At 72.1% G+C, this 14,340-nt stretch carries 8 protein-coding genes and 1 other RNA gene; 3 read left to right on the top strand and 6 right to left on the bottom strand.

The features are described from left to right. Nucleotides 1–1,244, bottom strand: a 1,244-nt coding sequence (gene dnaX, locus AC1DTW_RS27495; protein WP_477985114.1) for a DNA polymerase III subunit gamma/tau, incomplete at its 3' end; no start/stop codon positions are given. 63 nt (nt 1,245–1,307) lie between these two features. Between dnaX and AC1DTW_RS27490 the strand changes: the two genes are divergently transcribed. From AC1DTW_RS27490 to ffs, 3 genes are all read left to right on the top strand, one after another. Continuing rightward, entirely contained in the window at nt 1,308–2,426 is a 1,119-nt protein-coding gene (locus AC1DTW_RS27490) for an AIR synthase-related protein (RefSeq protein ID WP_477985112.1), read from the top strand. Continuing rightward, a complete protein-coding gene (locus tag AC1DTW_RS27485; protein WP_477985110.1) occupies nt 2,426–4,012 on the top strand; it encodes a phospholipase D family protein in 1,587 nt (528 codons plus the stop codon). The genes AC1DTW_RS27490 and AC1DTW_RS27485 overlap by 1 nt, the downstream gene beginning before the upstream one ends. Before the next feature lie 66 nt (nt 4,013–4,078). Continuing rightward, an RNA gene (gene ffs, locus AC1DTW_RS27480) (signal recognition particle sRNA small type) lies at nt 4,079–4,175 on the top strand. Between the two features lie 23 nt (nt 4,176–4,198). On the opposite strand, the gene AC1DTW_RS27475 is transcribed toward ffs, so the two are convergent. The 5 genes from AC1DTW_RS27475 to AC1DTW_RS27455 form a co-directional block, all read right to left on the bottom strand. After that, a complete protein-coding gene (locus AC1DTW_RS27475; RefSeq protein ID WP_477985108.1) occupies nt 4,199–4,423 on the bottom strand; it encodes a hypothetical protein in 225 nt (74 codons plus the stop codon). Nucleotides 4,424–4,544: 121 nt separating this feature from the next. Further along, nucleotides 4,545–6,929 carry a protein kinase domain-containing protein gene (locus AC1DTW_RS27470; RefSeq protein ID WP_477985106.1) on the bottom strand — a complete coding sequence of 795 codons (2,385 nt, stop codon included), beginning with the start codon at nt 6,927–6,929 and terminating at the stop codon, nt 4,545–4,547. Beyond that, entirely contained in the window at nt 6,926–8,788 is a 1,863-nt protein-coding gene (locus AC1DTW_RS27465; protein WP_477985104.1) for a serine/threonine protein kinase, read from the bottom strand. Before AC1DTW_RS27465 ends, AC1DTW_RS27470 begins: the two co-directional genes overlap by 4 nt. Before the next feature lie 103 nt (nt 8,789–8,891). After that, nucleotides 8,892–12,167 carry a UvrD-helicase domain-containing protein gene (locus AC1DTW_RS27460; protein ID WP_477985102.1) on the bottom strand — a complete coding sequence of 1,092 codons (3,276 nt, stop codon included), beginning with the start codon at nt 12,165–12,167 and terminating at the stop codon, nt 8,892–8,894. Continuing rightward, on the bottom strand, nt 12,164–14,340 hold a 2,177-nt coding region (locus AC1DTW_RS27455; protein WP_477985100.1), incomplete at its 5' end, for a PD-(D/E)XK nuclease family protein. The genes AC1DTW_RS27455 and AC1DTW_RS27460, both read right to left, overlap by 4 nt.

Below are 14,340 nucleotides of genomic sequence, written 5' to 3'. Positions count from 1 at the left end.
ACCGCGGGCTGCGCGGTCGTGGCGGCCTCGCTCGCCGTGGTGGCGCGCGGTACCGCGGCGGCGGCCGCCGCGACCCGCGGCGAGGCCACCACCACCGCTGCCGCCAATGCGAGCGGCCCCGCCCCGGACGCCACGACGCCCTCGCCCTTCGGCCGGAACGCGAGCATGCGCAGCAGCACCATCACGAGGCCGCTGTACTCGTCGGGCGCGAGGCCGATTTCGGCGCGACCGTGCAGCGCGATGCTGTAGAGCAACTGCGTCTCGTCGGCCGCGAGCAGCGCGGCCAGGCGCTGCGCCTCGGGCGCATCGGGATCGCCGGCATCGAGCGCCCGCGGCACCGCCTGCAGCACCGCCATCTGCTGCAGCAGCGCCGCCATCTCTTCGAGCGTGCCGGCCGCCGAGAGCCCGAGGCCCCGCAACGCATCGACCGCGCCGACCAGCGCCGCACCGTCGCTCGCCGCGATCGCCTCGACGATGCGCACCGCGTGGCCGCGATCGACCGCGCCGAGCATCTGTCGTACGCCCTCTTCGGCCAGCGCCCCGGCGCCGAACGCGATCGCCTGATCGGTCAGCGAGAGGGCATCGCGCATCGAGCCGCGCGCGGCACGCGCCAGCAGGCGCAGCGCACCGGCATCGGCGGCGATGCGCTCCTTCGCGAGCACGTCGGCGAGGTGCAGCTGCACGGTCTGCGGTGCCATCGGCCGCAGGTTGAACTGCAGGCAGCGCGACAGCACGGTCGGCGGCACCTTCTGCGGATCGGTCGTCGCGAGCACGAACTTCAGGTACTCGGGCGGCTCTTCCAGCGTCTTCAGCATCGCGTTGAACGCGGTCGTCGACAGCATGTGAACTTCGTCGATCATGTAGACCTTGAAGCGGCCGATGACCGGCTTGTAGACCGCCTGGTCGAGCAGCTGCGAGATCTCGTCGACACCGCGGTTCGAGGCCGCATCGAGCTCGACATAGTCGATGAAGCGGCCGGCGTCGATGTCGCGGCAGGCGTTGCAGACGCCACAGGGGTGCGCGGTGATGCCGCCGGTGCCGTCGGCGCCGGTGCAGTTCAGCGATTTCGCGAGAATGCGCGAGATCGTCGTCTTGCCGACGCCGCGCGTGCCGGTGAACAGATAGGCGTGATGCAGGCGCTGCTGCGACAGCGCGTTCGAGAGCGCCTGCACCACGTGTTCCTGGCCGACCAGCGCATCGAAATTGGGCGGCCGGTACTTGCGGGCGAGGACGACATAGGACATCTGTGCATTCTACGAGGGCCGATAATCCCGGCTCCCCTTCCAGCCCCACCCGGCCACCCCGCGATGAACCCGATCCTCCCGAGCGCGACGCTCAGCTACGAACAAGCCGGCGTCAACTACGACCTGATCGATCCGCTGAAGGTCAGCGCGCAACGCGCCGCGGCGCAAACCGCCGGGCATCTCGGCGCACACGGCTTCAGCGAAGTCGCGGCCTCGCGCGGCGAATCGGCCTACGTCGTCGACGTCGGCCCGTTCTACCTCGCGAGCATCGTCGAGTGCCTGGGCTCGAAGGCGCTGGTCGCCGACGAGATGTTCGCGCTGACCGGCAAGAGCTACTACGACAGCATCGCGCAGGACACGATCGCGATGGCGATCAACGACCTGATCACGGTCGGCGCGACGCCGCTGGTCGTGCAGGCCTACTGGGCCGCCGGCGGCTCCGACTGGTTCGCCGACGCGCAGCGCTCGCAGGCACTGGTGGCCGGCTGGAAACGCGCCTGCGACACCTGCCGCGTCGCCTGGGGCGGCGGCGAGACGCCGGCGCTGGCCGGCATCGTCGAGGCCGGTCGCATCGATCTGGCGGCCGCGTGCACCGGGCTGATCAATCCGAAGGAACGGCTCTCGGTCGGCGACAAGCTCGCGCCGGGCGACGCGATCGTGCTGCTCGGCTCGAGCGGCATCCATGCCAACGGCCTGAGCCTGGCGCGCAAGCTGGTCGAGCGGCTGCCGCAGGGCTACCTCACCGAGGTCTCGCCCGGACTGACCTATGGCGATGCGCTGCTGGTGCCGACGGTGCTGTATTCGCCGGTCACCGAGGCGCTGCACCAGGCCGGCATCACGCCGCATTACTGCGCCAACATCACCGGGCACGGCTGGCGCAAGCTGCTGCGCCATCCGGCCGAGCATCGCTACCGCATCCACACGCTGCCGCCGGTGACCCCGGTGCTGAGCTTCATCCAGCGCCACGCGCAGCAGGACGATCGCGAGGCCTACAGCACGCTGAACATGGGTGCCGGTTTCGCGATCTTCGTCGCGGCCGCCGACGCGCAGCGCTGCGTCGAGGTCGCACAGGCGCAGGGCGTGGCCGCGCTGATCGCGGGCCAGGTCGAGACCGGCCCGAAGGAGCTGCTGATCGATCCGCTGAACATCCGCTTCGGCAACGACGATCTGCAGCTGCGCTGATGCGCTTCCCCGTCGGTTCGCGGCCGCTCTGGTGGCTTGCCGCGCTGCTGGCCGCGTTGCTGAGCGGTTGCGCCGGCGTGCTGCCGCAGGTCGAGCGCACGCCGTCGCGAGCGATTGCCGCGAACGCCGACGCGCCGCTCGTCGTGGCGGCCGCCGACGCGCAGATCCCGCCCGGCCAATCGGGCGTCTGGCCGCTGCTGCAGGCGAGCTACGCGCTCGACGCACGGCTGGCGATGATCGAGAACGCGCGCAGCTCGCTCGACCTGCAGTACTACCTGGTCGCCGACGATTCGACCGGCCGGCCGATCCTGCGCGCGCTGCGCGACGCGGCGGCGCGCGGCGTGCGCGTGCGCCTGCTCGTCGATGACCTCTACACGGCCGACCTGGACCGGTTGCTGCTCGGCCTGGCGGCAACGCCGAACATCGAGGTCCGCCTGTTCAATCCTTTCGTCACCGCGCGCGATTCATCGACTCGGCGGCTGCTGGCGCTCGGGCTCGACTTCAAGCGTCTGAACCACCGCATGCACAACAAGCTCTTCATCGCCGACGGCGCGATGGCGATCGTCGGCGGGCGCAACCTGGCCGACGAGTACTTCCTGCGCGGCAGGCTCGGCAACTTCATCGATTTCGACCTGCTGCTCAGCGGCAGCGCCGTGCCCGAGCTGAGCCGGTGGTTCGACCTGTACTGGAACAGCCCACCGGTCTACCCGGTGCAGGCGATCACGCGCGCCTCCGGACGCGAGCCGCTGCCCGACGACGAGGCCCGCGCCGTCTTCGACGACGTGACCCGCGCCGACGCGCGACCCGATGTGCCGATGGCGCCCGACTTCTTCGGCGCGCCGGCGTTCAGCACCGGCCTGGCCCAGCGCAGCCTGCAGTTCATCGCCGCCGAGAGCTTCACGTTCGCCGATTCGCCGAACAAGATCGACCCGGCGAACAACAGCATCGCGATCGACGACACGCTGACGCACCGCTTCCTGCTGCAGCTCAGCGACACGCACTCCGAGGCGGTGCTGTTCTCGCCCTACTTCATCCCCGGCAAGGACGCGCTGGCGCGCCTCGCGAAGTTGCGCGCCGACGGCGTGACGGTGCGCGTCGTGACCAACTCGCTCGCGGTCAGCGACGAGCCGCTGGTCAGCGTCGGCCTCGAGCGACACCAGATCGAGCTGCTGAAGATGGGCGTCGATCTTTACGAGCTCAGCTCGAACCGGCTCAAGCTCGACCGCACCTTGCGCGGCCTGCTCGGCTCGTCGACCGGCCGGCTGCACGCCAAGCTCGGCTTCATCGACCGCGAGGTCGTGCTGGTCGGCTCGATGAACCTGGATCCGCGTTCGACCAGCATCAACACCGAGATCGGCGTGCGCGTCGTCAGCCCGCGGCTGGCCGAGATGGTGCTGGCGGCCTTCAGGTTCGACGCGCTCGCCGGCGTCTACCAGGTCAGGCTGCGGCCGAGCGGCCTCGGCGTGCGCTGGGTCGCGGTCGACGCCGACAGCCCGGAGGAGCTCGATGTCGACCCCGACACCAGCCTGTGGCTGCGGCTGCGGCTGATGCTGCTGTCGCTTTTCGTGCCCGAGAGTCAGCTCTGAAAGGCCGACGCGGGCATCGGCCGCGCCCGCCGTGCGGGCATCGTCGCGTGACCTAGAATACGCATCGACGGGCCTCCTCGCATGGAAGCGCGGCCAACCGGGTCAGGTCGGGAACGAAGCAGCCCCAACCGTTGCGACCAGTGCCGAGATCAGGCTCGTCAACCTTCTTTCGTCGATGCCGGCCTGTCAGGCCACCGTCCGTTGCCGGGCCTGCCGACGCGGCGGCTCGACCCCCGCGTCGTTTGCCTCCAGCGGCGGCATCGTTTGCTCCCAGCCGGTCGAGTGAAACGTCCGGTTCGGCCCGAACTCCGATCCCGCATCGTCGCGCCGCGTGTTGCGCCATGACACCAGGCGATCGACCAGCAACCAGGCCGCGACGGCACCGACAACAACGAGAACTGCGCTCAGCATGGGGCCCTCCTTCGTGTGCCGCAGCCCACATTCGGAAAGCCGAATGGGTGATCGGTCACGAATCTACGCCGCCGGCGCGAGCCGGACACTCCCCCGAATGCGGGTGCGCGGCTGCGCCGACTCAGGCGGCCTGCTTGAACGCCATCACCGCCTGGTTGCGCAGCGTGCGCAGCAGCGAAAGCTCCTTCTCGCCGAGGTCGATGCCGCCGGGCTGCGCCTTGTCGGCGTAGATCAGCGCGAACGGCGCGCCTTTCATCTGCATCGGCAGGAGCAGGAAGGCCGGCGCGTTGACGCTCGTGCGATACCAGGCCGGCAGGCGCGCGCTGATGTGCGCGATCGTCGCATCGGTGATCAGCGTGTCGGCGCCCTTCACGCAGACGGCGGTGAACAGGTCGGCGCCGGTCTTCAGCGGCACCTTGAAGCCGGCCGCGACCGCCTCGGCGCCTTCGCCGAGGCCGAAGCGGCCGGTCAGCGTCTCGGTCTTCGCGTCGCGCAGGCAGAAGACGACACGGCGGAACGCGAGCGCGCGGTACATGGTCTCGAGGATCATGCGCAGCACGTCGTTGAGCTTGAAGTTCTCGACCATCGTGTTGGTGATGTCCTGGATGCCGGCGGCCAGCACATCGCTCGCGTTGTCGAGCTTGCTGCGCGGCGCCTGCATCTGCACGGTCACCGTGGCCTGCAACGAGTGCGGGACCAACGAGTCGTGTTCCTTGGCGGTCGCCTGCGCGTCACGCGCCGTGGCCGCGGCGAACAGGCGTCGCGCCGGCGACTGCGGCGACACCTGCAGGTTCATCGCATGGGCCATCTGCACCAGCCGCTGCTGCGCGACCTCGGCGGCGGCTTCGATCTCGGCCGTGCCGACGCCCAGGGTGCGTGCGTAGCGCTTCGCGACATCGGCGACGCGCGCCTTCGCGTGCTCGGGTTCGGTGCGCAGCAAGGTATCGGTGATCTGGTTCGCCGCGAAGGTGACCCAGCGCAGCTGCTCGGTCGCATCGTGCGGCGCGCGCAGCGGCGGTTCGCCGCTCGGCTTGCGCATGCAGCTCTGCAAGGACGCCGGCAGGCCCCAGGTCTTCGCGACACCGAGGCCGAGCGCCTCGAAGCTCAGGCCGAGCACGCCGATCGACGCGGCGTCCTCGCTGGTCGCGACCGCTCCGGCCTGGCCACTGCCCGCGACGATGCCCCGCACCTGGCGCGCCTCTTCGGGAAAGTAGTACTCGGTCAGCAGGCGCCCGAGGTTCTGGAACATCGCACCGATGAAGGCCTCTTCGCCCGCGCGCACCAGGCCGCCGAGCTCGCTGGCGAGCATGCCGGCGAGCAGCGAGCGCAGGAACTCCTCCTTCAGCTGGTTCGCGTGCGCCTTGTCGTGCATGTGCTCGAGCAGCACCAGGCTCATCGCCAGGTTGCGGATGCCCGCGAAACCGATCAGCGCGACCGCGCGCGAGACCGTGCTGATGTTGCCGCCCGCGTTCGAGAAGTGCGCCGTGTTGACCAGGCGCAGCAGCTTGTTCGTCAGCGCGACGTCTTTCAGGATCTCGCTCGACAGGCTCGCCAGGCTTTCGTTCTCGGAGTTCGCGACGCGCTGGATGCGGGCGACCGAGTCCGACAGCGCCGGGAAGTCGCTCTTGTGGCGCATGCGCCGCAGCAAAAAGTCGAGCGTGCCGTTGTGGCCCGGGCCGGGCGGCGTCGCGTCGGCCGAAACCGGTGCCGGCGTGAGCCAGGCCTGCAGCGCGTCGCGCAGCGCCGCGGCACTCGGCCAGCGCTGTGCCGGGTCGCGCTCGAGCGCGCGGCGCAGCACCGCGCGCAGGGCGTCGTCGACCTCGGACGACAGTTGCGCGGGCAGCGCGAGGTCTTCGTTCGCGACCCGATGCATCGCGCGAAACGGCTCGCGCTCGTTGACGAGCTTCCGGCCGCTGAGCATCTCGACCAGCACGAGGCCGGCGGAGAAAACATCCATCGCCGCGGTCGGCAGCCCGCCCTGGGTCGCCTCCGGCGACATGTAGCCCGGCGTGCCGACGACCTGGTCGAGGTTGCCCGGGTCGTTCACCCGTGCCGCGATGCCGAAATCCATCACACGGGCGCGCCCGACCTTGTCGACGAGGATGTTCGACGGCTTCAGGTCGCGGTGCACGACGCCGGCGCCGTGCGCGGCATGCAATGCGTCGAGCACGCCGAGCATCATCGAGCAGGCTTCGACCGCCGGCAGCGCGCCGCGCGCCTTCAGGTGCTGGGTCAGCGTCGGGCCCGGCACGTACTCGAACACGAGGTAGGGCTGCTGGCCGTGCACGTCGGCCTCGAACACCGGCACGATGTTCGGATGCGTCAGGCGGCTCACGCTGCGTGCCTCGCGCAGCCACTCGCCGACCGCGACCGGATCGGCCGCGGCCGCGGCGCGCATCAGCTTGACCGCGACCTCGCGCTCGAGGCGCCTGTCGAAGCCGAGCCAGACGCTGGCCTGCGCGCCCTCCCCGAGCACGCGTTTCAGTTCAAAGCGACCGACGATCATTCGGCCGCCGACGAGGACGGCGCACGGACGCTCGCATCCGCCGGCGCGTCGCCGCGACGCGGAGCCGGCATCGGCACGCCCTTGCGCAAGGCCTCGCGCGCGGCCTGCAGCGCGTCGCCGACATCGCGCGCGCTGATCGTCAGCGCGCGTGCGTAGCGCTGCGCGATCTGGCCCATCGCGGCCACGGCACGTGAGCCGCCGTACAGCGTGATCGCGTCGACGGCGTCGTTCGCGGCGCTGGCCGTCAGGCGCAGCACCTCGGCATCGTTGTCGGGTTTGCGCACCGGCGCGTCGGCGGGCAGGCGCCGTGCCATGTGCATCACGTCGTCGCCCAGGCCCCACTGGCGCGCGACGGCGCTGCCGAGCGATTCGATGTCGATGCCGAGCACCGCGTAGGCCGCGGCTTCCTCGCCGAGACCGGGCTGTTCCGGCGTGCCGGCCTCACGGTTCGCCGGGCTGGGCCGGGTCAATTGTTCGATCTGCGCGGCCTCGTCGGCGAAGTGGTAGCGCAGCATCAGCCGGCCGAGGTTCTGCAGCACCGCGATCAGGTAGACGACCTGCGCGTCATAACCTGCCGGTCGCAGCGCCTGCGCGGTGTGACCGGCCAGGCGCACGCGCTCGAGCGTGGTCTGCAGCGCGGCGGCCTGTGGCTCCGACAACGGCCCCGGCCACGGGCGCAAGGTGTTCGCGGCCAGCCGCACGCCGTTGACGCCGATCAGCGAAATGATGCGGCGCAGGGTCAGCACCGGCCCGTTGCCCTGCACCTGCGTGCCCTGGACCTGCGCCGAGTTCAAGGTGCGCAGCAGCTCGAAGCTCAGTGCCATGTCGTCGAGCACCTGGTCGGCGATCTCGTCGGTGCGCTGGCTTTCCAGGCTCGTCACGCGCGCGACGCGTGCCCCCAGGCCAGGCAGCGCCGGCAGGTGGCCGACGCTGTGCAATCGGTCGAGCAACAGGCCGAGCGGCCCGCCGCCGTCTTCGGACTGGGCTTCGAGCCAGCCGGTCAGCGCGCCGAGCAGGGTACGCGCGCTCTGGTAGCGCAGGCGTTCCTGGCTCGAGGTGCAGCGGTTCGCGATCGCGCGCAGCGCTTCAGGGATCGGCAGCGGCGTGCTCCACGGCAGCCGCACCAGTTCGCGGCCGAGCGGTGCGATGCGCATGAGCACGAGCGCAACGTCCGGCTGGTCGAGCGCCGGCTGCCCTGTCAGCAAGCGGTGCAGCAGCACCCCACTGGCGAGCAGGTCGCGCGCGGCGGCCGCGCGTTGCGCGCGCAGCTCGCCGGGGTCCATGGCCATCGTGCGGTCGTGCGATCTGGCGCGCGCGGCCTCCTGCGCGAGGCGCGCGGCGTCGCCGGCGGTGCCGAGCGCCATCAGGGTGACGCCGCCGCGCTCGTCGATCAACAGGCTGTGCAGTTGCAGATCGAGGTGCGCGACGCCAGCCTCGTGCGCAAACGCGAGGCCGCGCAGCAGGTCGCAGACCCAGCCCACCACCTCGGCCGGTTTCGGATTCGGGTGCTGCGCGAGCCATTCTCCGAGCGTGACGCCGTGCCGGCGTTCGACCACGACGAACGGCCATTGGTCCTGCACGCCGATCTCGGTGACACGGGCGAGGTTCGGGTGATCCAGACGTGCGCCCAGGCGCACGTCGCGTTGCCACTGCTCGAGCGCGAGTGGTTCGGTCGGTTGCACGCGCGGCAGCGTCAGCATCACCTCGGTGGCGCTGCGCGGATCGAAGGCGAGCCAGACCATCGTGCCGGCACTCTTGCCCAGCAGCCCGCGCAGCTCGAAGCGGCCGAACGCGCGGGTGGGGTGGGCATGGGCGGCTTCGGCTTGGGCTGGGGCGTGAGGCAAGGCGTTGGCGACCATCGGGAACGTATGAAGTTACAGGATTGAAACCCGCGAGGCCCCGCTTCGGTGCGTCGATCAACCGGCGCATCACCCGCCAAATGGCGGGATTGCGACAAGCCCGTCACGGGATCTCGACGATGCGGCCGGCGCCGGTGATGAAGGCGCAGCGCACCTCGTCGCGCGGCTGCGCGCGGCGCACCGCGTCGCGGTAGCGCAGCAGCTGGGCGCGATAGGCCTCGAGCTGCTGCGGTGCGTGCTGCAGTTTGTAGTCGAGCACCCACCAGACCGGGCCGCCCGGGTCGTCGAGGCGCACCAGCCGGTCGATGCGCAGCAGGTCCCCGGCATCGCTGACCGGCACCTCGTTGCCGGCCCAGCGCAGCTGCGGGCCGCCAAAGAAGCGCGCGCAGTCGGGGCTGTGGCGGATCGTCGCCGCGAGTTGCGCGACGGCCGCGGGCGGGGCGCCGAACTCGGCCGCGGCGGCCTGCGCCAGCTCGGCCCAGCCCGCGTCGGGCGCTGCACCGGCGGCGGCCCATTCGAGCACGCGGTGCACGGCCTGACCGAGGCGGGTCGCGTCGGTGTCATCCGACTCGCGCGGGTCGCACGGCGCGGCAGGCGCTCGCACCATCGGGCCGGGCCGCGTGAGCGGCGCCAAGGTTGTCAGCCGCGCCGGCGGCAGCGTCGACGATTCCGGCGCCGCGATCGCCACGGCGGGCGCGAGCACCACCGCGAGCGGCGCGATCCGATCCCACCACGATGCGCCCGGCACGCGCCGCGACGGCTCGGTCGCGCTGAACACCAACCGCTGCTTCGCACGCGACATCGCCACGTACAGGCCGTTGAGCTCCTCGCGCCGGCGCGCCGCGCGCTCGGCATCGAGCAGCGGCACCAGCGACGGCGGGCACGCGGCCTCGGCGTAGATGAACGCGCAGCGCAGCGGGTGTTCGGACTCGACCGGCCACTCGATCAGCAGCGTCGCAGTCTCGGGATTCGTCGGCTCGGGATCGGCATCCATCACGAAGACGACCTTGGCCTCCAGGCCCTTTGCCCCGTGCACGGTCAGCAGCTGGACCGCGTCGGCATGCGCGGTCGCGGCCGCACGGACGCTGCGCCGCTTCAGCGCCCGCACGAAGTTGTACGGCGTCGCATAGCGCGCGCCATCCAGCGTCAATGCCTGTGCGAGCACCGCATCGATCGTGTCGAGCGCGGCGGCTCGCTGCACCGGTGGCACGGTCGCGGCCACGCGCTCGCGCAGCTCGCCTTCGAAGACGACGCGGTCGAGCAGGTCGTGCGGCGGCAGCGCCATCGCCGCGGCGCGCCAGCGCGGCAGCAGCTCGGCGGCGCGCCTCAGCGCGGCGCTTGCGCCGTCGGCGCCTGCCACGAGCGCACGCCACCAGTCGCCGCCGTGGGCGTGCTGCGCGCGCGCGGCGAGCGCGATCAGGTCGTCGTCGCTGGCGCCGAACAGCGGGCTGCGCAGCGCCTGCGCGAGCGAAAGCCGGTGGCGCGGCGAGACCAGCAGGTCGAGCAGCGCGACCAGGTCGCGCGCCTCGGGCGCATCCATCAGCGCGGCGTCTTCGGCCGCCGCATAAGGCACGTGCACGTGCCGCAGCGCCTGCGCGACCAGGCGCAGCGACTGGCGCTTGCGGCTCAGCACGAAGATGTCGCCCGGCGCGACCGCTTCGTTCGCGATCAGCGCCTGGATCGCCTGCGCGACGCGTGCCGCTTCCTGCTCGCGCAGCACTTCCTCGGGCTCGTGGCGCGGCGTCGTCAGGCTGTCGCGCCACGGCGCGGGCTCGGCGCCCGCGCCTCGGTCGCCGCGCTCGGGCCGCAGCGGACGCGGCACGCGCGGCAACACGAACAGGCCCGCCTGCGCCGCATTGCCGAGCTCGGTCGTGTGCGCGCGAAAGCCGCCGAATTCGCCGGCCTGCTGCGCCTGATCGAACACCGCGTTCAGCGGCGCGAGCAACTGCGGCGCATTGCGCCGCGTGTGGTCGCAGGCGAGCAGCGTGCCGCCCAGCGCGTCGACGACGAAGCGCTGGGCCGCCTCGAACACGCGCGGCTCGGCGCGCCGGAAACGGTAGATGCTCTGCTTCGGATCGCCGACGATGAACAGCCCCGGCGGTCGCTGCCCGCTCGCCCCACCGCCCGCGCCGGCGTAGGCGGCGAGCCAGGCGTGCAGCGCGTGCCATTGCAGCGGGCTGGTGTCCTGGAACTCGTCGATCAGCACATGGCGGATGCGCGCATCGAGCCGCTCCTGGACCCAGCCGGCGAGCGTCGCGTCGCGCAGCAGCGCGAGACCGCAGCGCTCCAGGTCGGACATGTCGGCCAGACCGCGCGCCCGCTTGTACGCGGCAAACTCGGTCAGCAGCACGCGCGCCAGACGCGCCATCCGCAGGTGCTCGACATGCGCATCGAGCTGGTGGATCTGCGCCGCGATGGCCGCGAGTTCGTCCTGCAGCGGCGCCAGCGCCGCGACCTGGCCGAGCTGACGGCGCGGCGTGTCGTCCTTCGTGAACAGCGCGGCCCAGACGTTGTCGAAGCGCGCCTGCGCATCGGCTTGCTCGAGCGCGAGCACGAGGCCGGCGGCAGCGTCCTGTGCGCGTGCGCCGCCTAGCCCGAGCGCGAGCGCCAGTTCGCGCAACGACGCCTGCCACACGGCACCGAGCAGCACGTGTGCCGGATGCTCACCGGGCCGCGCGAGCGCGGGTGGCGGCACGCTGCCCTCGAGCACGCCGGCTGCGTCGGCGAGCTCGAACTCGACGCGCTTGCTCCAGACGGCCTCGAGCCACTTGCGTGCCTGGCTGCGGCCGCGGCGCGCGACCAGCGCGGCATAGTCGGCACGCAGCGCCGCATCCGCGAGCAGCGCGGCGTGAAAGCGCCGGAAGACCTCGCCGCGGTGGTCGTCGAGATCCTCGATCAGGTCCATGTCCTGCTGCAGGCCGAGCTCGTTCAGCAGCTCGAGCGGCGCTGCGCGCAGCAGCTGCGAGAACCACGCGTGGAAGGTGCGGATCTCGACCGGCCGGCCGGCGCACAGCACGCGTTCGTGCAGCGTCGCGAGCTGCGGCGCGAGGCGCCGTGCCTCGGCCGCAGACATGCCGCGCTCGATCAGCGCCATCTCGCGCACCGCGTCGCTGCAGTGTGGCGCAGCGAACTCGCGCAGCCACTCGTTCAGGCGCGCGCGCATCTCGCCGGCGGCCTTGCGCGTGAACGTGATCGCGAGGATCTCGTGCGGCTGCGCGCCATCGAGCAGCGCGCGCAGCATGCGCGAGACCAGCATCCAGGTCTTGCCGGCGCCGGCGCAGGCTTCGACGACGACGCTGCGCTGCGGATCGCAGGCGAGCGCGTAGAACGCATCGCGCGCGAGCGGCTGGCCGTTCGCGAGGTAGGCGGCGGTCGTCATGCGGCGGTGTCCGCCCAGTGATCGCGCCGGCAGACGCCGCGCGCCGCGCAGTGATCGCAGGTCGAGCCGACGCCGAGCGCCGGCATGCCGGCGCCGGCGCGCAGCCGGCGCAGCTCGTCGGCGAGGCCCTCGACGAGCGCCGCCGCGCTCGCCTCGACGCCCTCGTGCTCGATCTCTTCGAGCCGCTGGCTGCCGTCGAGCGCGAGGTAGCGCGCGGTCAGCGGCAGTTCGGTGCGCGAGCGCACCAATGCAGCGTAGAACGCCAGCTGCGTGTCTTCGAGCGGCTGCCGGACCTTCTCGCGCAGGCCGGCGGCGCTGCCGGTCTTGTAGTCGATCAGATCGATCGTGGCCTGCGCGCCGATGCGGCGCGCGTCGATCCGGTCGACGATGCCGCGCAACTCGGTCCCGCCGAGCGCGTCGAGCTGCAGCCCGATCTCGTCTTCGCCGCTGAGCCAGCGCGCGCCGTCGGCATCGCGTTCGTGCAGCCACGCGATGTAGCGCGGCGCGAAGCTCTCGAACGATGCGGCAAAGGGCAGGAAGTCGGCATCGGCAATGCTGTGCGCGGCCTGGCTCGCGGCGACCAGCGCGATCAGGCGCGCGAGCTCGGTGACGTGATCGGCCGGCGCCTCGCGCGTGCGGTGAAACTCGTACAGCACCGCGTGCAGCCAGGTGCCGTAGTCGCGCTTCTCGACCTCGCGTTCGAGCTCATCGTCCTCGCGGGCGCGCAGCATGTTGAGCGCGAAGAAGCGGTACGGACACGCGCGCAGCGCCTCGCAGGCGCTGGCGGAGAGGCGCGCCGGCAGCAGCGCCGGCGCGCTCGGTGCGCTGATGCGGATCGGCGTCGCGGCGACCTCGATCCCGATGCGCGGGTCGTGCCATGCCGCCAGCGCCGCGCCGCGCGCGGCCAGCGCGATCGACAGGCGCTCGACCAGCGGACTGTCGGCGAGCGGGTCGTTGCCGTCGACGCGGCGGCGCAGCAGGGTCAGCCGCGGCGTCGCGAGCAGCTGCACGAACGCGAGCAGCTCGGATCGACGCCGATCCACGCTGCTGGTCGCGCCGAGCGCGCTGGCCTGCGCATCGCTCAACAGCGAGTTCGATGCGCCCGGCGCGCCGAGGCGCCTGTCGTCGGCGCCCGGCAGCACGATCGCGGCGAACGGCCGCAGCATCGCGCCGGCCAGCGGCGTGACGATCACGTCGGGCGTGTCGTCGAAGCCGGCCGCGGGCCGGAACGTCGCCTGCTCCAGCACGCCGTCGACCCAGTTGCGGAATTCGACCAGGCCGATCACGAGCTGCGCCGCACCGGCGGCCCACGCGCCGGCGTTCGCGGCCAGCGGCCCCAGACGCAACACGGCCAGCACCTGCCGGCCGGCGTCATCGGCCTGCAGCGCAGCCATCGCACCGCTCGCCTGCAATGCGTTCGACAGCGCTGCGAGCCATGCGCCGAGCGGCTGGCGGCGCACCGCGTTCAAGCCTGCGAGGACGGCCGACGCGGCCGACCACAAGCGGGCCGCGGCAGGTTCGAGCGTGGCCCGCGCAAGCCCCGCAACGCGCGCCACCTGCTCGCGCCGGCAGGCCGCCTCGAGCGCGCCGAGCGCGGCCTCGTCGTCGGTGCCGGCCTTGAGCCAGTCGAGCAAGGCGTCGGTGCCGGCATCGGGCCGCGCCGCTTGCAGCAGGCTCATCACCAGCGCGGCGGCGCGGGTCGTCGAGAGCGTCCAGCCGGTCTCGTCGAGCAGCCGAAGCCGATGGCGATCGAGCAGTGCGCGGATGCGGCGCACCAGCACCCGATCCTGCGCGACCAGCGCGATCGGCAGCTCGCCGCGCTGCACATGCGCGAGGACCTGCGCGGCGGCGCACTGCGCTTCGTGCTCGAAGCCATCGCAGAGGGCGAAGGCCGGCGGCGGACTCGTGCCGAGGCCGGCGAACGGGGCGTCGTCGGGCGGGTCGGTGTCGAGCACCAGCGCAGGCGCGGCGGCATCGCTGATCAGGCGTGTCGTCAGCGCGTCGGCACCGCCGGCCTGCACGACGATCCAGGCCGCCGGCGGCGCAGCGGCGAACAGCCGATCGGTCGACGGCGCCGGCGCGAGGCAGGCCCATTCGAGCGCGACGCGCGCGAGCAGCCGCTCGGTCGCGCCCGGGCCGCTCGCCGGCGCCAGAAGCTCGCGCGCGACGGCCC

The sequence above is a fragment of the Rhizobacter sp. P5_A1 genome (genome assembly GCF_056400745.1).
The sequence above is the reverse complement of the archived record's forward strand: the minus strand, read 5'-3'. Positions and strand labels throughout refer to the sequence as shown.